Annotated in this window: 24 protein-coding genes; 23 read left to right on the top strand and 1 reads right to left on the bottom strand. The window is 46.0% G+C overall.

Annotation, left to right across the window (positions count from 1 at the left end):
- The first annotated feature begins 167 nt into the window (after window positions 1-167).
- Entirely contained in the window at window positions 168-323 is a 156-nt protein-coding gene (locus FS628_RS31305; protein ID WP_167350832.1) for a hypothetical protein, read from the top strand.
- 97 nt (window positions 324-420) lie between these two features.
- On the opposite strand, the gene FS628_RS07935 is transcribed toward FS628_RS31305, so the two are convergent.
- The gene (locus FS628_RS07935; protein WP_145320594.1) at window positions 421-789 is read right to left on the bottom strand and encodes a helix-turn-helix domain-containing protein; all 369 of its coding nucleotides are present in this window, start codon (window positions 787-789) and stop codon (window positions 421-423) included.
- A 377-nt stretch (window positions 790-1166) separates the two neighbouring features.
- Between FS628_RS07935 and FS628_RS07930 the strand changes: the two genes are divergently transcribed.
- The 22 genes from FS628_RS07930 to FS628_RS07825 all read left to right on the top strand — a co-directional run bounded on the left by FS628_RS07930 (window position 1167) and on the right by FS628_RS07825 (window position 22116).
- Entirely contained in the window at window positions 1167-1571 is a 405-nt protein-coding gene (locus tag FS628_RS07930) for a hypothetical protein (protein WP_145320592.1), read from the top strand.
- A 153-nt stretch (window positions 1572-1724) separates the two neighbouring features.
- Complete coding sequence (locus FS628_RS07925) at window positions 1725-2483, top strand: tyrosine-protein phosphatase (RefSeq protein ID WP_145320591.1); 759 nt, start codon at window positions 1725-1727, stop codon at window positions 2481-2483.
- A gap of 38 nt (window positions 2484-2521) precedes the next feature.
- Window positions 2522-3271, top strand: coding sequence for a YveK family protein (locus FS628_RS07920; RefSeq protein WP_145320588.1), 750 nt, complete (start codon window positions 2522-2524; stop codon window positions 3269-3271).
- Entirely contained in the window at window positions 3252-3929 is a 678-nt protein-coding gene (locus FS628_RS07915) for a CpsD/CapB family tyrosine-protein kinase (RefSeq protein WP_145320586.1), read from the top strand. Before FS628_RS07920 ends, FS628_RS07915 begins: the two co-directional genes overlap by 20 nt.
- 185 nt (window positions 3930-4114) lie before the next feature.
- Window positions 4115-5017: a UTP--glucose-1-phosphate uridylyltransferase GalU gene (gene galU / locus FS628_RS07910; protein ID WP_036611572.1), complete on the top strand. Its 903-nt coding sequence runs from the start codon at window positions 4115-4117 to the stop codon at window positions 5015-5017.
- A 35-nt stretch (window positions 5018-5052) separates the two neighbouring features.
- Window positions 5053-5712, top strand: a complete 660-nt coding sequence (locus tag FS628_RS07905; protein ID WP_260870984.1) for a sugar transferase — start codon at window positions 5053-5055, stop codon at window positions 5710-5712.
- A 34-nt stretch (window positions 5713-5746) separates the two neighbouring features.
- On the top strand, window positions 5747-7123 hold the full coding sequence (locus FS628_RS07900) for an O-antigen ligase family protein (protein ID WP_145320582.1): 1377 nt from the start codon (window positions 5747-5749) through the stop codon (window positions 7121-7123).
- On the top strand, window positions 7120-7578 hold the full coding sequence (gene pssD, locus FS628_RS07895; protein WP_036611329.1) for a PssD/Cps14F family polysaccharide biosynthesis glycosyltransferase: 459 nt from the start codon (window positions 7120-7122) through the stop codon (window positions 7576-7578). The genes FS628_RS07900 and pssD overlap by 4 nt, the downstream gene beginning before the upstream one ends.
- Entirely contained in the window at window positions 7575-8054 is a 480-nt protein-coding gene (gene pssE / locus FS628_RS07890) for a PssE/Cps14G family polysaccharide biosynthesis glycosyltransferase (RefSeq protein ID WP_145320580.1), read from the top strand. Before pssD ends, pssE begins: the two co-directional genes overlap by 4 nt.
- A gap of 37 nt (window positions 8055-8091) precedes the next feature.
- Entirely contained in the window at window positions 8092-9159 is a 1068-nt protein-coding gene (locus tag FS628_RS07885) for a glycosyltransferase family 4 protein (RefSeq protein WP_145320578.1), read from the top strand.
- A gap of 30 nt (window positions 9160-9189) precedes the next feature.
- A complete protein-coding gene (locus FS628_RS07880; protein WP_222125196.1) occupies window positions 9190-10125 on the top strand; it encodes a glycosyltransferase family 2 protein in 936 nt (311 codons plus the stop codon).
- An 11-nt stretch (window positions 10126-10136) separates the two neighbouring features.
- Window positions 10137-11159: a glycosyltransferase gene (locus FS628_RS07875; protein ID WP_145320574.1), complete on the top strand. Its 1023-nt coding sequence runs from the start codon at window positions 10137-10139 to the stop codon at window positions 11157-11159.
- A 46-nt stretch (window positions 11160-11205) separates the two neighbouring features.
- Window positions 11206-12108, top strand: a complete 903-nt coding sequence (locus FS628_RS07870; protein WP_145320572.1) for a glycosyltransferase — start codon at window positions 11206-11208, stop codon at window positions 12106-12108.
- A gap of 8 nt (window positions 12109-12116) precedes the next feature.
- Window positions 12117-13493 (top strand): lipopolysaccharide biosynthesis protein, encoded by a 1377-nt coding sequence (locus FS628_RS07865; RefSeq protein WP_145320570.1) that lies wholly within the window; start codon window positions 12117-12119, stop codon window positions 13491-13493.
- Window positions 13480-14508, top strand: a complete 1029-nt coding sequence (locus tag FS628_RS07860; RefSeq protein ID WP_145320568.1) for a polysaccharide pyruvyl transferase family protein — start codon at window positions 13480-13482, stop codon at window positions 14506-14508. Before FS628_RS07865 ends, FS628_RS07860 begins: the two co-directional genes overlap by 14 nt.
- Window positions 14505-15887, top strand: coding sequence for a sugar phosphate nucleotidyltransferase (locus FS628_RS07855; RefSeq protein WP_145320566.1), 1383 nt, complete (start codon window positions 14505-14507; stop codon window positions 15885-15887). The genes FS628_RS07860 and FS628_RS07855 overlap by 4 nt, the downstream gene beginning before the upstream one ends.
- A 32-nt stretch (window positions 15888-15919) precedes the next feature.
- Complete coding sequence (locus tag FS628_RS07850; protein WP_145320564.1) at window positions 15920-17251, top strand: UDP-glucose dehydrogenase family protein; 1332 nt, start codon at window positions 15920-15922, stop codon at window positions 17249-17251.
- Window positions 17252-17265: 14 nt separating this feature from the next.
- Window positions 17266-18186 carry an LCP family glycopolymer transferase gene (locus FS628_RS07845; RefSeq protein ID WP_145320562.1) on the top strand — a complete coding sequence of 307 codons (921 nt, stop codon included), beginning with the start codon at window positions 17266-17268 and terminating at the stop codon, window positions 18184-18186.
- 39 nt (window positions 18187-18225) lie between these two features.
- Window positions 18226-20367, top strand: coding sequence for a WD40/YVTN/BNR-like repeat-containing protein (locus FS628_RS07840; RefSeq protein WP_222125195.1), 2142 nt, complete (start codon window positions 18226-18228; stop codon window positions 20365-20367).
- Window positions 20368-20377: 10 nt separating this feature from the next.
- Complete coding sequence (locus tag FS628_RS07835) at window positions 20378-20962, top strand: VanZ family protein (protein WP_145320558.1); 585 nt, start codon at window positions 20378-20380, stop codon at window positions 20960-20962.
- 98 nt (window positions 20963-21060) lie between these two features.
- Window positions 21061-21582, top strand: coding sequence for a hypothetical protein (locus FS628_RS07830; RefSeq protein WP_145320556.1), 522 nt, complete (start codon window positions 21061-21063; stop codon window positions 21580-21582).
- Window positions 21583-21864: 282 nt separating this feature from the next.
- Window positions 21865-22116, top strand: coding sequence for a hypothetical protein (locus FS628_RS07825; protein ID WP_143760279.1), 252 nt, complete (start codon window positions 21865-21867; stop codon window positions 22114-22116).
- Window positions 22117-22130 lie beyond the last annotated feature (14 nt).

Raw genomic sequence — 22130 nt, 5'->3', positions numbered from 1 at the left:
TGGTTGCCATGCTGGCGCCAGATAGCTCCTATTTTGCTTTCGACAAAATTAGAACCCCTTCAAAAAACGTTATCGCCATGAGACGACAACATTGAGGAAGTTTCTCAAGTATAATAAGGCTAGTTTTGGAGTGCAGGGAAAGTATAAAGATAAGAGAGGTTAGCGGAATGAATATGAAGCATCCAAACAGGGGCGATCGTAAGCCGACAGGTAAACAAGTCGAAGCAACTCAGATGGACATCATGAAAGTTTTACTGCAATGCGGAATCGACCCGGAGCGTTGGAACCAATTCGTATCCTCCGTCAACAACAAGCGTCCTTGACAGGATAGACAACCATGGAATGGAGGGAATTCAAGACACAAAAAAAGCCCAGAAGCCAGAGAGTGTATCTCTCGGGAACTGGGTCCTCTTTTCGGGTTTAATCCATGCTGCGTTCCATTCGGACAAAAGCGATAAAACGACGTGCCTCTTCCTCCGTTAAGGATTTACCATCAATCATCAGATCGAAGCGCTCCAGCACTTCCTTGTCTGATAACTCCAGAGTGTCAACGAATTCACGTACGTCCTCATCCATCGCGACATCACTTTGCTTCGTACGTCCAATGAGGTAATCAATAGACACGTCAAAGATGTCAGCAAGTCTCGTTAACACTTCGAAATCCGGTTTACGTCGGTTCTTCTCGTAGTGGGAGAGAGCAGCTCTTGTAATATGAATGGAGCTCGCAAGTTCTTCTTGAGTTAGTCCCCGCTGTTCCCTTAATTCAGCAATGCGATTTCCGTAGCTCATAAGCTATTTCCCCCTGAACGACATCAAATATATATTGAAACAATCCTGAGCCAAGTTTTTGATCAGGGCAGCTTTCCTGCAAAAAAGTATCTCCTCGTGCGTTTCCTACAACCGTTTCCATTTGTAAATAGGTCTGTCTAAGGACATCTCATATTGTCGTAAATCAAAAGAACCATGTCCAAATACCGCTTGACATGATACGTATTGTATCGTAAATTGGACGTATGGAGTTACAAAATGTATCATTTGGAATATTTTAAGTATCTCCTTGTTGCCTTAACCATATACCTGTGAGAAGGAAGTAAAGGCAGTCCATGTAGGCTAATCCATTCTAAAGGAATGAAACCATGCATTCAATAATTCAGGAATGGGCTGATATGAAATTAAATGTCCATATGTACATTCAGGAGTTTCATGGGAAAATGGTAGAACGCAAAAGACGCCCCGTTCTGTTAGTTGGAATGGACACTCAAACGATCACCTTCCTGAGCGACCTGAACTTGCCAGTATCATCAGAAATGCTCATTGGTTTGGATGTTGAAGATCATCATGTATGTGTAAGACTTCACGCAAGGTTGCAATGGAAACAGCCCTTCGGAGAGCTCACAATGTATCATTCAAACTTGCATATTCAGCACGAACAGAAACTATATATAACTGGACAGTTAAACACAATGCTTACTGAAGTTCAGTTTCCCACGGTTTCCCGTTTTCAGTACGAAAAGGCAACAGAGCAAAAGTCCCTGCAACAACCCTATCATTACATTGATTTCACCATATAATTCCAAGTCGATTCTTAACAATTTCTGAACAAAACATGTACTTAACGCCATTTTACTATATTTCATAGCGTTATGCATTAGTTCTTTAACACCAAAAGCATTTGCGCAATGAATAAAGGGGCAAGGGGGATCATACATTGAGGAAGTTTGGATATGGTTGAAATGCACTGCCACATATTATCCGGTCTGGATGATGGTCCTGTTCGAATGGAGCAGTCCGTTGCGATGGCTGAGAAGGCGGCAGCCTCAGGAATTACCTCCATTATTGCTACTCCGCATCACCTGAACGGGCAATACAACAATGAACCGATGGTGGTCAATCAGGCCGTGAACCTGCTTCACGCAGAACTTCGCATACGTAACATTCGCCTGGAGATCCGTCCCGGACAGGAGATCAGGGTGCATGACAACCTGATTGGAGACTTATATGCAGGAAAGTGCTGCACACTCGCCGGAAGTCGTTACATGTTGCTGGAACTGCCCTTTGGTCATATTCCCTCACAGTTCCCCAGGATACTGCATGAACTACGAATAGCGGGAATTACCCCTATTATTGCTCATCCGGAACGCAATCGTGCCATTTTGAAGAAGCCAAAGCTGTTGGCTGATTACTTGAGTCAAGGTGGGCTATGCCAGCTTACGGCTCAATCTTTCACCGGGCTTTTCGGACGAAAAGTTCAGAAGTGGTGTTTTCATTTTTGCAAAGAAAACGGGTTTCATTTCATTTCATCAGATGCACATGATACGTGCAAAAGGACGTTCGCCATTAGTGAGGGGGAGCGTGTCATTGAACGTCGCTTCGGAGCCGAAGCCGTTAGAAAACTGGCAGAGAATGCATCCCACATTCTATCGAATTCGAGCCTGGTCACAGAACGCTGGAAACCTCGCAAATGGTTGCTGTCCATCTGGTAGTTACATAGGTTTGATCACAACGTATAGGAGGAATGAAAGTGGAACTGAAAGGATATTTTCGACTCTTACAAAAGAAAATCTGGTTGATTGTTGCAATTGCTTTGATAGCGGGCGTGGGTGCAGGGGTCAAAAGTATTTTCTTCACCCAGCCGATCTATGAGGCAAGTTCCAAGCTCATCGTGAATCAGACATCAACGGTTGAAGGTCAGGCCATGATGGATTTCAGCATGATCCAAACCAATATCAAACTTATTAACTCTTACAGAGAAATTATTAAATCTTCTGCCATTATGGATAAAGTAGCTACGACGTATCCAGACTTGGGCTTAACTTCTGCCCAGCTCATGAATAGCACCTCCGTCTCTACAGCAAGCGAGTCCCAAGTGATGAGCATAACTGTACAAGGGACTTCCTACGAAAAAGCCGCAAAAACAGTCAATGCCATCTCCAGCGTGTTTCAATCTCAAATCCCCCTAATCATGAAAATTGATAATGTGGCTATTCTCAGTGAAGCAAAAGTGGATAGTAACGCATCTCCAATTAATATGAAAACCACATTAAGCATCATTGTCAGCCTGTTCGCAGGTCTAGTGCTCGCGATTGCACTCGTATTTCTGCTGGACTACCTGGACGATACATTCAAATCCGAAACTGAACTGGAAAAAGAGCTGGGGCTGCCTGTGCTTACGGTGATATCCAAAATGAAAAAAGACGATCTGAAAAATACGAAAAATTACATATCTCAACAGAAAGTGGGGGATGGCAAATATGTCGCGGCAAACCAATGAAAATAACAGTCTGGTGACCTATTTTAACTCCAAATCTCAAATCTCGGAGGGATACCGTAAATTACGGACGAACATCCAGTTCTCCTCGATCGACAGTCACATCAGTAAAATCATGGTGGCTTCAGCTGAAGCCGGCGAAGGCAAGACCACAACCATTAGCAACCTTGCGGTGACCTATGCCCAGGAAGGCAAGAAGGTTCTGCTGATTGATGCGGATCTGCGTAATCCTTCCTTGCACCAAGTGTTTTCCGTACCCAATCATATCGGTCTTAGCAGTGTGCTGTCTAATCAGTACAGTGTGGATGAGGTGCTCAGAGAAAGTTATATCGACAACCTCCAGCTGTTCACGTCTGGGCCTATTCCGCCGAACCCTTCCGAGATGATCGGTTCCAATCGGATGAAAAAGCTGATTGAAGAGTTAGAGGATCAATATGATGTCATCATGTTTGATACGCCGCCGGTGCTGGCGGTAACAGATGCCCTCATTGTAAGTTCGCTGTGCGATGGGGTGCTGCTGGTCGTGAACTCAGGCAAGGTCAAGAAGGAATTGGTGAAGAAGACCAAGGCTGCTCTGGAGCATGTCAATGCGCGAATCCTGGGCGCGATCCTGAACAATATCAAAAACGCTGCAGTTCCCGTGGGCTACGGAGAAAAGTAAAAGTTCTACCCTATGTTTCCAAATAAACAGGTAATGTCTACTGCACCTTTATCACTGTAGGCACTCGGTCATGCTGTGGGTTCAATGAACCTTAGACGTTAATCGTCGAAGGTATGACGTGAGGACGGGTTAGATGCCCTGGTTCAACTTTTATAAAACTAAAAAAAGAGGATAGGGTGGTATTTATGAAAAAAGTGAGAAAAGCGATCATTCCTGCAGCTGGACTGGGTACACGTTTTTTGCCAGCCACAAAAGCGATGCCTAAAGAAATGCTCCCTATAGTGGACAAACCAACTATACAGTATATCGTTGAGGAAGCCATTGCCTCTGGAATTGAAGACATTATCATCGTAACAGGTAAAGGGAAACGGGCGATTGAAGATCATTTCGACAACGCTTTTGAACTGGAACACAACTTGCTGGAAAAAGGCAAACTAGGCCTGCTTGAAGAGGTCCGCAAATCTTCTAATGTGGATATCCACTACATAAGACAAAAAGAGGCCAAAGGACTTGGTCATGCTGTCTGGTGTGCACGTAACTTTATCGGTGACGAACCTTTTGCCGTGTTGCTCGGAGATGATATCGTCGTATCGGAAGTGCCATGCACCAAACAACTGATTGATCAATATGATCAGGTTCAACATTCCATTGTTGGCGTACAAACCGTACTTGCTGAACAAACAGACAGATACGGCATTGTGGACCCGCTTCAATCGGATGGTCGTTTGACAGAGGTTCTCAGGTTCGTAGAGAAACCTGCCCAAGGCACAGCGCCTTCCAACCTGGCGATTATGGGGAGATACGTACTGAGTCCAGAGATTTTTGAACATCTGGAGCAACAGGAGATTGGTCAAGGGGGAGAGATTCAATTAACGGATGCGATTCAGCGTTTAAATGAGACACAAGGAGTGTATGCTTACGATTTCGAAGGAGTACGTTATGACGTGGGCGAGAAACTGGGATTCATTTTGACGACCATCGACTTCGCTCTGCAAAAACAGGAGCTTAGAATTCCAATGCTGCAGGCTCTGCAACAAATCCTGGAAAAAGAGTCGGTAGAACATGTAGCCGGGGGGGAGTTTGAATGAGTCCATCTCCCCAAACGAAGGAAGCGGAGATTGTTATGGACCCAAGTCTGGGGTACAATGCATCAACGATGACAGGGCAAAATGCGGATAAAGTGTATCTATTTATGAAAAGAATGCTCGATTTGCTGGGTTCTTTCATAGGTTTGATCATTTTGTGCCCCTTGTTTGCCGTCATCGGATTACTGATCAAAATCGAGGCCCCGCAGGGGTCTGTTTTTTTTCGTCAGGTACGGGTCGGACAGAATGGGAAAGAGTTCCATATGTACAAATTCAGGTCGATGGTTGCGAATGCAGAAGATCTGCTAGAACAGCTGATTGACCAGAATGAAGTGAACGGGAACATGTTCAAAATGAAGAACGATCCTCGCATTACCCGAATTGGCAAGTTTATTCGAAAAACCAGTCTGGATGAGCTGCCTCAGTTATGGAACGTGTTCCGTGGAGAGATGAGTCTCGTTGGACCCAGACCGGCCCTGCCCAGAGAAGTGGAGAACTACACTTCTTATGATAGACAGCGCCTGCAGATGATTCCGGGATGTACGGGATTATGGCAAGTTAGCGGTCGAAATAGTGTGGGCTTTAATGAAATGGTAGAGCTGGATCTGACGTATGCCCGTGAGCGCAATTTGATGGTGGATATCAAAATTATCTTCAGAACGTTCAGGGTGTTGCTTGGTTCGAAGGATGCGTTTTGAAACACGATTCTGGCTTTGAGGTGGCATAGCAGATATGCAAAAGACCGGTATACTTGCTGCATGGAACATGAAGTCGTTTAATATCATTCTCTTTTCACTTGTCATTGTCTTCGCAGCAATCTATCTTCCGCTAATCTCGGTTGTTGCACTCCTATCTGTGATTCTGCTGGGCGTTTACATTAAACAGCCCAGCTGGATCTTTATGATTCTCATTGTAAGTTTTTCATTGTCCATTGATAAGATATTTACCATTCATCTGGCAGGGCTGGATTCGCTTTCCTTCTATAAGCTGGCGATCCTGGGTTTTGTCATCTCTCTTTTTTTACGCTTTGGTATTCGCAAAGATCTGATATATCCTGCACTGGCAATCGGCTTTTTATTTGTGGAGAGTTATTTTCTATCGGATCTGCCCAGTAAGGTTAGTCCGCTCGATCCATTCAAGGCGTTTCTGGGAGTCATTGTTCCATTTTTGCTGCTGATGCCTCACTTTTCTCGTGAGATCAGTCAACGAATCATACGTGTGCTCGCATGGCTGCCGCTGTTCAGTCTTGCTGGTGGTTATGTCCTGCAGCTGGCTGGCATATTGTCCATAACTAATCTGGAGATGTCGGGAGTAACCCGATTACAGGGAGCTAACATCGCCGCGCATCTGGCCATGTTGTGTTTTATCTCGATCTGCGTCTGTCTGATTCAGATCAAGCAAGGCCATCAGGTTGTTCTGTATTACATGCTTACCTTGACACATCTGGTCATTCTGGTCCAGACGGGAACTCGGGGACCGCTTATCGCGTTGATTCCGATTATTCTGGTCTATCTATTTGATCAATTGAAAGCCTTCATTAAAGGCAGAGTCAGTGCCATCATTCCTCTCATTTTGTTCGTTGTCGCTGTGGCCTATATGGTCATTGCGCAGTGGGACAATTATGAGATGAGGTCAGAGAGCAAGGGCTTGTCGGGAAGAGATGTAGCCTGGAATTATTTTATTGGCAAAGCGAATGAGTATCCGATATTTGGACGTGGCCTCGGCTCAACGCTCGTAGCGAATGATGGAAGTATCTTTTCTGGCTTCGTCGTTCCGCATAACGAATACATTCGTTTTTATTACGATGGCGGGTTAGTTGGAGCCATCCTGTTGTTTCTTTCGCTGCTTCTGGTGTTCCGAGCTGTATACCTCCGATTGGGCGGCATGATCCGGTTGTATTTTGCCGGTATGATTATCGGTTTCCTGACCTATTCCTTTTTTGACAATACCTTGTCCACGGTTCATCTGATTGCTCCATTCTGTATCTTCCTGAACGCGTTATATGCTACGGGAAATGGAGTCCATACCAAGTCAGGGGCCGAAGCAAAAGTGGATATACAGGCACAGCGAGCGAAGGACGTATCCTTTTCAAAGGAGATTAGAACATGAAGGTCTGTTTGATCAGTTCTACAGGCGGTCATTTTGATGAATTAACCAAAATTATTCCTGCGGTTGAAGAACATGATTATTTCCTGATTACCGAGAAGAACAAAAGCAGAAAAGTCGATTCGGCACAGGGCAAAGTATACTTCTTGATGCAGCAAGAGCGGAAGAATGCGATGTTCTTGCTAATCTTTGTGGCTAATATTATTAAATCGTTCTTTCTATATCTGCGTGAGCGTCCAAAGGTGATTATTACGACAGGGGCGGGAGCCACATACCCTTTTTGCCTCATCGGTAAAATCTTCGGTGCCAAGCTGATCTATATCGAAAGTTATGCCAAAATCTATTCCTCCAGCGCTACCGGAAGATTGATGTACAAAATCTCGGATGAGTTCTTCATCCAATGGGAAACGTTGCAGGATAGCTATCCCAATGCGAAGTACAGGGGGGCTTTATTTTGATATTTGCTATCGTTGGAACTCAGCGTTTTTCCTTCAATCGGATGTTTGAGCTTATTGATGAAGCGATTGAGGCAGGAATTATTGAAGATGAGGTTGTTGCCCAATCCGGATATACCGAGTATCAGCCGCGAAATTTCACAGCGATTCCTTTCCTTACCCAGGAAGAGATGAATGAATATGTGGAGCGCAGCAGATGCATTATTTCTCATGCCGGTGTGGGTTCCATTACGAATTGTCTCGAACGTGGCAAGCCGGTTATCGTCATTCCGCGCCGGAAAGAATGGGGTGAGCATGTGGATGACCATCAGCTTGAGATCTCCAAGGTTTTTCAGGATAACGGATACGTGGCCGTCGCGGAGAGTCAGGCTGATTTGCAAAAGCTGGTTCCTTGCATAGAGGAGCTGACGTTCCAACCCTATGTGAGAAAACAGTCTGATCTGATCTCATCCATCAAAAATTATGTGAACAGTCTATAAGAGGTATGAAGATTAACCATAAAAAAAGGAGTCTATCATGAAACCAAAAGTATTGGTTGTTGGATCATCCTTGAAGGATATGGGCGGAATTGTGAGTGTCATCAAAAACATAGAGGATTCCTCCATCTCGGAAATGTATCCCATGCAGCGGGTCGAAACGTATATCACAGGCAGCGTGTTCTCACGGCTGCTTATTTTTATACGGGGATTCATTCAATTTTGGATGAAGCTGTACACGTTCAAGCCGGATATCGTGCATATTCATATGGCGAACAACGGGAGCTTTTATCGGAAGTCTCTATTTCTGCTAACGGCACGAAAGTTGTTTCGAAAGTCAGTCATTCTGCATGTTCATGCAGCGAGCTTTGATGATTTCTACAATCGATTCGCCCTGCAGCGCAAGTATTGTCACTACATTTTGAATCAGGCCGATAAATTGATTGTCTTATCCCAGACGTGGAAAGAATACTTTGTCACGATTGTGCCGGAGACAGCTATTGAGGTGCTCTATAACGGAGTCTTTGTGAAAGAGCCCTTTGCGAAAGAGCAGAAAGCGTCAGTTAATGCTCTCTTCATGGGAAGACTGGGTGAGCGAAAAGGAGTCTACGATCTGCTTCAGTCCATTCAACAATTGAAGACGCGGGGAGTTAAAGCCACGTTCAATCTGGCAGGGGATGGCGAAGTCGATGAAGTCAAAGCGCTCGTGCAGCAATATGGAATTCAGGATTGTGTCAACGTACTCGGCTGGATTAACGGAGAACAAAAGGAAAAGCTGATGCAGGAAGCGGATCTACTGGTCCTGCCTTCTTATCATGAGGGATTACCTATGGCCATACTCGAAGCAATGAATTGTGGCTTGCCCATTATATCGACCAACGTCGGAGGCATTCCCGAAGTGATTACATCCGGTCATAATGGGCTGTTAATCGAGCCGGGAGATGTGCACGAACTGACATCGGCACTGGAGTATCTCATCACGGATGAAGAGCTTAGAGCAAGAATGGGTTCACATAACAGAGAGATTATAACGAATAGATTCGATATGAATCTTCTCGTGGGCAGATTGTCGGGAATATATGATGCACTTCAAGTGAAGGTATCCTAGTGAACAGGAAAAGGTGATGAAATGAACCCCTTGGTATCTTGCATCATTACGACCCATAATCGGGCGGAGTTATTGAAAAATGCGTTGAGAAGTGTACGTGAGCAGACACACCCGTATCTGGAGATTTTCATTGTGGATGATGGTTCAGAAGATCAGACACCAGAAATCTGTCAGGCTTGGGCCCGGGAAGATTCACGGATTCGGTACATCCGTGTTCCGTATCCCAAAGGAGCCAACCATGCACGGAATGTAGGGATATCCCAAGCCAATGGCAAGTACATTGCCTTCCTGGATGATGATGATGAATGGATGGCTGACAAAATAAAAACCCAGGCGGAAGTGCTGGAGCGTACACAGGAATCATTCACCTTTTGCAGCAAGTATCTCGCATACACGAATGAGCAGCATCAGGTGGTCAAACGGAAATTGTCGGTGGAACCTCGTGATGTTGTTCGGTATGAGGATCTGCTTACATTCAACTGGATCGGGGAAACGTCCAAAATCATGGTACTTACCTCACTCGCCCGTGAAGTTCGATTCGATGAGAACCTGACATCCGCTCAGGATTATGACTTTTATCTGCGCATATTGAAGCGAGGCTACATCGCCGTGAATGTGAAAGAACCGCTGGTGGATATCAACATCCATAGTGGTCCACGAATTTCAACCTCTACAACGGCCAAGTACAAGGGCCAACGCAAGATTATTTTGAAATACTATAATGATATGTCCAAGGAACAGAAGCGTCGTCAATTACACCACTATCGAATGCTCGAATGGTCGAGAAATACACTTCGCAATAATGTTTATTTGAAAAAAGCACTGTCGCTGTATCCCTGGTGGAAAGATTGGGTGCTGCTCAAGCGTAATACCAAAATTATGATACAAGGATTTCTAATGAGATTTCATGCAAGACGCGCAGTTGGTACGTATACAGAGGAACCTGTGCGAATGAAACTAAAGTAAGAGGTGTCTGGATGGGAAATCCGACGGTGTATATGCTGCCCAAGATGATTGAGAACAATAAATTCAACGAGCTGTTATCCGATTCCATTGAGAACAAGGGATGGGAAGTAAAGCAGTTTACCAAAAAAGATCTAGTCAAACTGAAAAAAAATGATGTGCTGCATTTTCATTGGCCCAGCTTCTATTACAGAGGTTCATCCTTGCTGGCAACAGTGATCAAATCTATTCTGTATGTATTGATGATTTGTTTTGCACGATTGCGCGGGGCCAAATTGTTCTGGACCGTGCATAACATCTGGCCTCACAACAGCGGCAAGACGCGGTTCGATTATTGGATGAGAAAAATACTAATCCAAAATTGCTCCAAGCTGATTGTCATGGGTAAACCTCTGATCTCTGAGATCTGTTCGACGTTCGGGATTGATTCCAGCCGGATCGAGGTTATTCCGCATGGACATTACAAGGGAGTGTATCAGGGGAAAGGCGTGAATATCCGATCCCGGTTTGGCATCCCGGAGGATAGTTATGTGTATGCGTTCTTCGGTCAGGTCTCGCCGTATAAGGGCGTGGATGATTTGCTGGAGGCATTCAAGGATCTGAAATCGGATCAAGCCCATCTGTTGATTGCCGGTAAAAAAGTGAAAGACTACGATCTGGGTGAAGAATTCCTCGAGAGCGGTCATATTCATACCCATTTTCATTTTATTGAAGATGATGAATATTCGGACTATTTCGATGCGGTGGATTCGATCATTCTTCCATACAAGCAAATTGCGACTTCTGGCAGTGCAATTCTGGCATTGACCTTCTGCAAACCGGTGGTGGCACCACGGATTGGCTTGTTGGAGGAATATCTGCCTGAAGATTGTGCGGTACTCTATGAACCTTCGGATCCGGATGGATTGCTCAAAGCGATGAATATGATCCGATTAAAACAATCGGAGTTTCAGGAAGGCAGTGGTTTTGTCAAAGCATTAGAGCGGCTGGATTGGCCAGTGATTGCCCAAAGGACACTTACTCTGTACTCCAGTTAGTGCAGATCAAAGGGTGGACCTAATTGAAGAATATGGGGATGAAATGATGAAAGTAACCGTCGCGATCTGTACGTATAACCGTGCACAGGATGCGGTAGAGGCTATACGAAGTGCCATACAACAGAATTACGCAAGCAGCGACTATGAGATCATACTCATTGATAACAATTCGAAAGACAACACGCGGGAAATCGTACTTCAAACCATTTTGCAGTATGAGAACTATTCGATCCGGTATGTGTTGGAAGAAAAGCAAGGCTTGTCTGTCGCCCGCAATCGGGCCATTCATGAGGCGAGAGGCGAGTATATCCTGTTCCTTGACGATGATGCCTTTGCTTGCAGGGACTGGATTCGCCAGATCGTCAGTGTGTTTGAGATGAGCGAGAGTATCGGTTGTGTCGGTGGCAAGATTGATCCGATCTGGGAAGTACCCGAGCCGATGTGGATTCCACCGGAGAACAGGTCACTGTTCACGATTCTCGATTTTGCAGATGAAGTCACTGAAATGAAGAGTCCCTATATTCCATTTGGCGCCAATGTGGCTTTTCGTTTATCCGTCTTCGATCAACTGGCTCCCTTCCGTGAGGACCTTGGAAGAGTGGGGAACAATCTTCTCTCCAGTGAAGAGAGTGAGTTAATTGCAAGAATCCGAACGAAGTTCAAGGTATATTACACGCCGTATGGCGCGGTACAACATAAAGTAGCCAAAGAGCGAACGACGAAGAACTGGTTTCTGCGCCGAATCTATTGGCAGGGTGTGAGTGATGCCATTCGGGATCAGGATCGTGGTGTTGTGCGTACGGCCAAACATGGCATTAAGCTGGCACAAGGGATTACGACGGCATTGATCTACATCTATAATGCAGATCGGTTCACACGTCAGCTTGCCAAAGTATGTTACAGAAACGGCATGATCGTTGGGTCGCTTCGTCAAAACAGTAAGGGATGAGGATCGCTATGGCGCAAGTTGCACTTCGCAAAGTATTCAGAGGAAACGGCTTAATGAGTGCCATATTTCAGACAAGTGGAACCAATCTGCTCGTCATGACACTGACGATGCTGTCTTCCATTTTGACGTCACGCATGTTCGGTGTAGAGGGAAAGGGCGCATTCTCGGCCATCTTGTTCTGGCCAGCGCTTTTAACCGGATTGGTCGGTTTCGGACTGCCAACTTCTATCATTTATAACATCAAACAGAGCGCAACCGAGAAGAGTGCACAGTATGTTCGATTAAGCTTTCTTTTTCAAGTTCCGGTGTGCATCATCATTGGTATTGTGGCCTGGTTTGGATTACCGTTCTGGCTCTCCAGCTTTCCGCCGGAGGTTGTGCAGATATCCAGATGGTATACGATTGCTACGGTTCCTGTACTCATTGTCATCAATCTCATATCAGCCCTCTCGCAGAGTCGAGAGAAATTCGCTGTATATAATGGTATCCGGTTAATGATCCCCCTGTTTAATGTAGGCGGGCTTTTTGTGTTATGGGGCCTGGGTATGCTGAGCATTCAGCTCGCGGCTGCGATCTATTTTGTAACCAGCTTCTCAGTGGTGGCATGGGCTATCTATGCCAACCGTAATGAATTAAGACTGAGATGGTTCAAGGATCGGGTGGACCAGAGTTCGGCCAAGAAGCTTTTTGGTTATGGCAGCAAGGTGTATGGCGTTGAATTACTAGGAACATTGTATACCCAGTTCGATAAAATCATTATCTTGGCTTTGCTCACCCCGCGTGATTTTGGATTGTATTCCGTTGTATTTGCGCTGTCCCGAATCTACAATGCAGTTCAAACGGCGATCAGTAACGTTGTTTTCCCAAAAGTGACCGGATTACCCCAAGAGCAGATTATTCGAACGGTCGGCAGAGCCTTCCGCATCTCGCTCATGGTCATGATGATCATCGTTATACCGACCATGTTTGTGGGGAACTACCTGATGGGTCTTCTGTTTGGCTCCGAATTTCTGGAAGCGAGCGTCGCATTTTATATTTTGGCAGTTGAATGCATCATTGGTGGTGGCTCCTGGATTCTGGCATCCGCCTTCAATGCACTTGGTCGACCAGGGCTAGTGATGATCAGACAACTTATTGCACTCTCGGTGACGGTGGCCTTGTTCTTCGTGTTCACCCCGCTGTGGGGGCTCAACGGAATTGCGTTTGCCTTATTGATCGGGTCCATTGTACGAATGGTGGTCACTGTGGCCGCGATGAAGATTGTATTTAAGGTGAAGTTTGCCGCCATGTTCTATGACAAGGAAGATCTGCCGTTTCTCTATGAAAGGTTAAACAAAAAAAGAAGAAGAGTCACCCAAGGAGGAGATGGAGATGCTGGGCACTAACAATATTCATCCAATGGAAGAGTTGAAGGGACATTTACGTCAGATTTTGAAGGTCATTCCACCGCGTACCGAGATCTATTATCTGGATTACCCGGTGCACAGTAATGGTGGAGACTTGTTGATCATGAAAGGTACTGAAGCGTTCTTCCGAGATCATGATATTCAAGTGCGTGCCAGATACAGCATTCTGGATTGCCCTTTGTCTCTTAAGGTTCCGGAAGGTATCACGATTGTGTTGCACGGGGGAGGTAACTTTGGTGATCTGTACCCTGCCCATCAGAAATTGAGAGAACGAATGATTGCCCAGCATCCGAATCACCGGATTGTCATTCTGCCTCAGACGATGTTTTACAAGAGTGATATTGAATTGAAAAAGACAGCCCAAGTATTCAATCGTCATAAGGATGTGCACTTTTTTGTCAGGGACACCTTATCTTATGAGATAGCGAGTAAAGAGTTTCAACAAACGAATGTGTACCTTTCTCCGGATATGGCGCATCAGTTGTGGCCTCTTAAGTCCAAGAGCCAGCCTAGTGCAGAGATGTTGTATTTCTTCCGTAAAGACATTGAGAAGACTCAGAATCAGGTGCATTACGAATCCGTCAGTGGACCCAAGGCCACGTTTAAAGACTGGGAGACATTGTACAACCGCGTAGACCGCAAGATCATTCGCATGATTACATCCCGGTTGAAGTCAGGGAAAGGCAGCTCTTTTGCCCGCTGGTTGTGGTACAAATACTCTGATCGGATGGTACATACGGCCATTAAGGAATTCAATAAATACCAGACCATCACGACATCTCGTCTGCATGGACATATTCTGGCCTGTCTCCTGGATCAACCGAACATTCTGCTGGATAATTCGTATGGCAAGAACTCGAATTATTATGCGGCCTGGACGAAGAACAATCCGGCAGGCAGACTCGAGTCCAATCAGACCAGCACATATAACAAGCCAACCGAGACCGGCAAGGGAGCGAGTACGGTTGTGCTCTCGGATGGTGCAGCCCTATGAGAAGTATTCTGTTATCCGGCGGTTCTGGCAAGCGTCTCTGGCCGTTATCCAACGATTCCAGATCCAAGCAATTTCTTAAAGTACTCCATGGGCCTGAGGGGAATCCGGAATCCATGGTGCAGCGGGTATGGCGACAGCTGAATCATGCCGGACTTGCATCACAGGCGCTTATCGCGACCAGTTTGCCACAGGTGGAGATTTTGACTTCACAGCTAGGAGACGATGTAAGACTGGTCGTGGAACCTGAGCGCAGAGATACGTTTCCTGCGATTGCACTCGCAGCATCCTATCTGTATTCCGTAGAGAGTGTGAGTCTGAATGAGACCATTGCCGTCTTGCCAGTAGATCCTTTTGTTGAAAAAGAGTTCTTTGAGGTTCTGGCGACCTTGCCGGAGATGCTTGATAAGTCTGGTGCTGATCTGGCCTTGATGGGGGTCGTGCCGACGTATCCGTCTGAGAAGTACGGATATATCATTCCGCAGCCCGTATCTTCCAAAGAAAATAACAATGAATACGTGAACGTAGCGAAGTTCCAGGAGAAACCCTGCGAATCCGATGCGGCCCTCATGATTGAGCAGGCCGCATTATGGAATTGCGGGGTTTTTGCCTTTAAGCTGGGTTATTTGATTAATCTGCTCATTGAGATGGAACTGCCCATACAGTATGACGAAATGCTGAAGCAATACGGAAGATTGAACAAGATCAGCTTCGATTACCAGGTTGTCGAGAAGGCGAATCAGATTATCGCTATTCCATATAACGGTTTTTGGAAGGATCTAGGGACATGGAACACGCTCACGGAAGAGATGGGAACCTCGGTTGTAGGAAAAGGGTGGATTACGGGAGATTCCCTGAATACTCACCTGGTCAATGAATTGAACATTCCGGTTGCCATATTGGGGTTGTCGGATGTGGTGGTAGCCGTGAGTCCGGATGGCATTTTGGTCAGTGACAAAGAAGCCAGCCCACGGATCAAGGAAATCTTGAAGAACGAGGATCAACGCCCCATGTATGAGGAGCGCAGGTGGGGTTGCTACCGAGTGCTGGATTATACAAGAAACGAAGCCGGCGGCGAGGTTCTTACCAAACGAATCTGCATCAGTGCCGGGAAAAACCTGAGTTATCAATATCATCTGCTCCGCAATGAGGTATGGACGGTTGTATCGGGAACAGGGGAATTGATTCTGGATGGGCAGAGCCGAATGATCGGGCAGGGAGATACGGTGATCATTGACCGGAGTATGCTTCATTCCGTCAGAGCAGTTACAGAACTTGAGATCATTGAAGTACAGATCGGCAGCCAGCTGATTGAGGAAGATATCGTTAGAGTGTCCACCGAATGGCAGGACATTGTTCAGACATATGTGAAGCACGCGTAACCAACACATTAGGACATGGGGGAGATTATGGAATGAATATTACGGTGATTGGCACAGGGTATGTGGGTTTGGTATCGGGCGTATGCTTCTCGGAACTGGGAAATAACGTGATCTGTGTCGACAATAATGTGGAAAAAGTGAATATGCTGACGGACGGTCATGTTCCAATCTATGAACCGGGTCTGAAAGACATCATGAATGCGAATATGAAAGCAGGAAGGCTATCCTTCACCACGAACATTCAGGATGCCATCAGTCGTTCGGATATCATCATTATCGCGGTCGGAACGCCATCCCTGCCGAATGGCGAAGCGAATCTGAGTTTTATTGAGCTTGTCGCGCGAGAAATTGGTTCTTATATGGATAATTATAAAATAATAATGACTAAAAGCACTGTTCCTGTCGGAACCAACGATCGCATTCAGGAATGGATCAGCAGTTTGACGAATCATCCATTCGACATGGCATCGGTACCTGAGTTCCTGCGAGAAGGTACCGCTGTGCAGGATACGCTCTATCCTGACCGGATAGTCATTGGGACACATAGCGAACGGGCGGTTGCCACACTGAAGGAGCTGCATCAGCCATTAACCGATCAGATTATTGTTACGGATATTCGCTCGGCAGAAATGATTAAATATGCATCCAATGCTTTCCTGGCGACCAAGATCTCATTTATCAACGAAATCTCTAACATCTGTGAAAAAGTAGGTGCAGATGTCAGTCGCGTTGCCGAAGGCATGGGATATGACAGACGAATCGGTGCTTCCTTTCTCAAGGCAGGCATTGGTTATGGAGGTTCCTGTTTCCCTAAGGATACACAGGCTCTGATTCAAATTGCAGGTAATGTGGATTATGACTTCAAACTGCTGAAGTCCGTGGTGGAAGTGAATAAAGATCAACGCTTCAACGTAATTCGCAAACTGGAAGACGCGCTAGGCTCACTCGAAGGGAAGGAGATTGCCATCTGGGGGCTCGCTTTCAAACCGGATACCGATGACGTTCGTGATGCTCCAGCGATTGAGATCATTCAGCGTTTGCTTGAGCAGGGGGCAGTGATTCGGGCGTATGACCCCATCGCTACCGAGAACTTCCGCAAAGAGGTGGATTCCCCATCCATTACGTGGGAAGAGCGTGCCATGAACGCGGCGGAAGGCGCAGATGCACTGTGTGTTCTGACCGAGTGGAAAGAGTTCATGGAGGTTAATCTGACAGAGTTGGCAGCGCATATGAATCAACCCATCCTGATTGATGGAAGAAACATCTACGGAGAAGATCAGATCAAAGATACGTCCTTCCAATACTACTCTGTTGGTCGCCCAGGTCTAACCAATATTGATGGAAGAAAAACGGCAGTCATCTGACGGAGGCCTATACCATGAGACGCGGGATCAAAATAACATTAGGTGCCATTTCCCTTATTGCAGTCGTCATGATTGGATATTCTGTGTATCTGTATCTGCATGTTAAATCAGCGGCGGATCAAATGTATGAACCCCGGGAACCTATCAAACAGGTATCCATTGTCGATCAGAGGGGCGGGGGAGATTTTCCTGTGGATATGGAGAATGAAGAGCCTTTTAATGCTTTGATCCTGGGTGTGGATGAGCGTTCCAATGATCGGGGGCGCTCCGACACCATGATTGTATTGAGTGTCAACCCTGCGAAACAATCTGTACTCATGTTTAACATCCCCCGGGATACCAGAACAAGTATTGTAGGACATGGTACAGAGGATAAGATCAATCATGCTTACGCTTTTGGTGGTGTTAACATGGCTGTGCAAACCGTGGAACAATTGCTCAACGTCCCCATACACTACTACATGAAAGTGAATATGGAGGGCTTTGCACAAGTCATCGACATGGTGGGTGGAGTGAATGTGAATAACCCGTTTGCATTTGACTATGAGGATTATCGGTTCGAGCAAGGGAATATTCATCTGGATGGTGAAGCTGCTTTGGGATTTTCGCGGATGCGTTATGATGATCCGAAGGGAGATCTCGGGCGGAATGACCGCCAGCGGGAGATCATCAAACAAGTGCTGAAGAATACGGTCCAGGTATCCAACGTGTTGCAACTGGAGACGTTGCTGGACGAAGTCAGTGCTCACGTCAGAACCGACGTTACATTTGATGAGATGAAGCAGATGTTCTCCAATTATCGTTCGGTACTGGATCATATTGAATCCGTTGAGATTAAAGGCGCGGGCAAGAAAATAGACGGAGTGTATTACTATATCGTGGAACAGTCGGAACGAGACAGGATACATCAGATGATTGAAGAACATTCAAAATGATCGGATAGGGCGGTGAACCAGATGCGTATCTCCAGGCTAATGAAATTGTCCCTGATTGTGCTACTAATGTATATGCTCATGATACCGGCAAGTACCAATTATGTTCAATCAGCTCAAAACTATCAGTGGAATAATATACCTATTGGTGGCGGGGGGTACGTTACGGGGGTGGTCATTCATCCGACTGAGCCTGATCTGGTTTACGCTCGAACTGACGTTGGAGGAGCTTACCGACTGGATGTAACTTCGGGAGATTGGGTTCCACTACTGGATCATTTTGGAGATGAGGACAGCAATCTGTACGGCGTGGATGGAATTGCGCTGGATCAGCAAAACCCCAATGTCGTGTATATCGCTGCTGGGAAGTATGGGAACGTGGGGCCGAGCGATATTCTGAAATCCACAGATCGGGGAGAAACCTGGATTCGAACCGGACTTAATCTTCGGAATGAATCGAATGGAAATATCCATCGAGCTATGGGAGAGAGCATCGCCGTCAATCCCACGAACTCCAATTACCTGCACGTGGGTACACGATATGATGGATTGTACACTTCCAGTGATGGTGCAGCAACGTGGAGCAAGGTATGGGATGTACCGAGCGGGCTGTCCGGTGAGGGAATTCGGAGTGTAGCTTATGGATTGAATCCCGTGACGAAGCAAGGTCAAGTTGTGTATGCGGGGGTTCGCGGCGTTGGTGTGTATAGCAAAGCACCAAGAAGCAATGGGCAGACCACCTGGCAGCTTACCGGGAGAAGTCCCGAATATCCTGCACGTATGACTGTGGCGAAGAACGGGACGTTGTATGTGACCACGGATAATCAAGGCGTTTACAAGTTCAATGGTGTGCAGTGGACGAATATAACACCCAGCTCCAGTTACTCATCTTATTATGGAATCACGATTGATCCCAATAATGATAATCACATCCTGGCAGCCGTTCGAACAGGTGGGGATAATCTGCCCCTGTATCGTTCCGTTAATGGCGGACAGAGTTGGACAACAGTGAGCAAAACGCTGGTATCCAAACCATCATGGTGGACACCCAACATGTTTTTCTCAGCGACATCCAGTATCAAGTTTGATCCACATAATCCGGGCACCGTATACGCTACAGACTGGTTTGGCGTGTACAAGACAGACAACATTAATGGTACAAATGGATTGACTGGAAGTACTGCGAGTACCTGGGAAGCCATTACCGATGGTCATGAAGAAGTCGTTGCGCTGACTGCATCCACACCCCCTCAAGGTGTTTCATTTTTTAGCGGTTTAACAGATCAGATCGGATTTAGACATGAGAATGTATCCGATGTTCCTCTCAATAAAATCCCGCTCGCGGGTATGCGAGAAATTGTAAGTATTGACTATCATGAAGCAAATCCGAATTACATGATATTTCTGGGAAGCAGCGACTGGTATGGTACGACCACACGTTTATTTGTCTCTTCCAATAACGGAGTTACCGTAACTCCAATGAATGTTCCGGCTGGCTCCAAACTGGGGAGGGTCGCCTACTCGGCCATTAATCCGAATGTAATTGTTTATTACCCCCAGACCGGTAATCCGGTCAGAAGCACGAATCGTGGCGCAACATGGCAAAATATGAACGGTGCCCCTTTTCAGGCTATCGGGGGGAATATGGTCTTCGCCTATAATCATCCACTGGCTGCCGATCGCATCAATGGATATAAATTTTATATGTATGCTGCTGGTTATCTGTATCGCTCAACAGATGCAGGTGCCAACTGGTCCAAAGCCAATGCGGTTCGCCTTCCTGTTAATACGGATATCAATACGAGCTCCATTAAAGTCGAGGCTGCACCTGGTGTGGCGAATGCCGTATGGGTAAGTTTGGGAACTGATGGACTATATGCATCGACGAACTCAGGAAATACATTTTCCAAGATCCAGAGCGTACAGAATTCCAAATTATTTGCCTTTGGAAAGGCTCAGCCAGGCAAATTGGTTCCAGCCGTCTATGTATATGGGACCGTAAATAATGTGAATGGATTCTTCCGTTCAGATGATATGGGGGTAACCTGGAACAATATAGGTCCTTTAGGTGCTGGAATTGGGCTTGGTAATGAACCGCAAATTATGGCGGCAGACCGTCAAATCTATGGTCAGGTATATGTAGGTACGAATGGCAGAGGAATGTATGTAGGTTCATTAGAATAAAGAAAGAGATATGAAAGTGGTGATGAATCATATGATGGAGGAGGGTTCCGGGCGCACGAGACAAAGGCATGTTCGAAGAACGTACGGGTTTCTTATAGCTCTGTTGCTGATTGTGATCTGGATTCTGGTCATCTGGTCCATGTCGACCCAATCCTCTCAGCAGCAGGACATTCAGCCCTGGCTTCATAAATGGTCCCAGAAAGTGCAGATTGGCTTCGTACTTCCTGATATTCAATTCACATATGGGGAGTATCAGTATTCACTAAAGCAAAGGCCGTATGATTTTGCAGAGTTCATCTTTCGCAAAAGTGCGCATCTATTTGTATACGCTGTGCTCGCCATGCTTGTGTATGGCGGGCTGCGATACAGGAGAATTCGCATCATGACTTGTATTGTAGCTGCTCTGGCTGTGGTACTTATCATCGCATCCATTGATGAGTATATTCAGCAGTTCAGCCCGAATCGGACAAGCTCGATACGTGATGTTGGATTGGACTTGCTTGGTGGTTGCTGTGGGATTGCCGTATATGCATGGCTTCTGTCCATCACCCGCAGAATCAGAAAAGGAAGGCGTGATTCAGTTCACGATAAGTGATTTCCCAGGAAATGCTGCCTTCAGAACCCGCTTCTAGCTTCTACTTGTCTGCTATCCATCATAAAGTGTATGGAGTAGGACAAGGAGGGGTGTGAGACATGCTGCGAAGAAGGAATAGGAATGCTTTGCTCAAGAAGATAGGCTTCATAGCAATCATTTTGATATTGCTATGGTTGATCGGCAGAACCATTCCGTATTTATTTCGGGCAGATACACCGGATGAAGCTGCTGCTATTGCCGAAGAGTTTTACAAATACGAGCAGTCGGGTGACTTTGGCAGTTCGTGGGAATTGTTTCATCCCCTGATGAAAGAGCGGTTTCCCAAGAGCGCATATGTACAGAACCGAGCACATATATTCATGCAGCATTTTGGCGTGGAGACCTTTGAACTGGAGATGGAAGAGCCGGAGCGTGAGTTTGATGTAACGGTAGTGGATGGCGTGAAGCCATTCTCCGAAGCCTACAGAATCCGGGTTACTCAGACGTACTCAGGAACCTTTGGGCAATTCGATATTGTGCAAACATGTTATCTGGTAGAGGATGGGCATGAGTGGACCTTACTCTGGTATTATCCAGATTCAAAGAATGAGGATAACCCGAAGGAAAATGACAGTGAATGATGAAGCATTGTCGTGAAAGCAACTGGAACTATGGGATAATAATATTTACACATACATTGAACCGAATTGTATCATTTACCTAACATCAAGCTCTGTAAATGCGAGACTTTTGTCGCATTTATGGAGCTTTTTTTGTATTTTACATTATTTCATGGCTCTAAAGCCTTGACATTAGTCCCGGTGTCAAGTAAATTACGAGGTAGATACAAAATGTATCAATTTTCAGCGTCTAACGACAAATAACAGGGACTTCTAAGCTCCTTGTGAGGGGAAGGAATATCATTGATCGAAACGGGCCGCTTTTACTGTGTCAGTTGTGGGATGATTGTGTCGGTCACTAGAAGCTCTGTCGAAATGAAGGAAGAGGGCAATGGAGGCAATCACGTATTTCGCACCGGATTCTACCGGAGTGAGATGCCGCTTGGATGCTGTGAAGCGTGTGTAGTTGAAGCGAAACGTCAGGGGAAATCCCAGTTTGCGGGACAATATACTAAAGATTATGATACACTATGTTCATATGAGAAACGGGCATGAAGTATATGCTCGTC

Source organism: Paenibacillus xylanexedens (assembly GCF_007676705.1).
Lineage (GTDB): Bacteria > Bacillota > Bacilli > Paenibacillales > Paenibacillaceae > Paenibacillus > Paenibacillus xylanexedens_C.
This window is presented reverse-complemented; position numbering and strand designations above follow the sequence as displayed.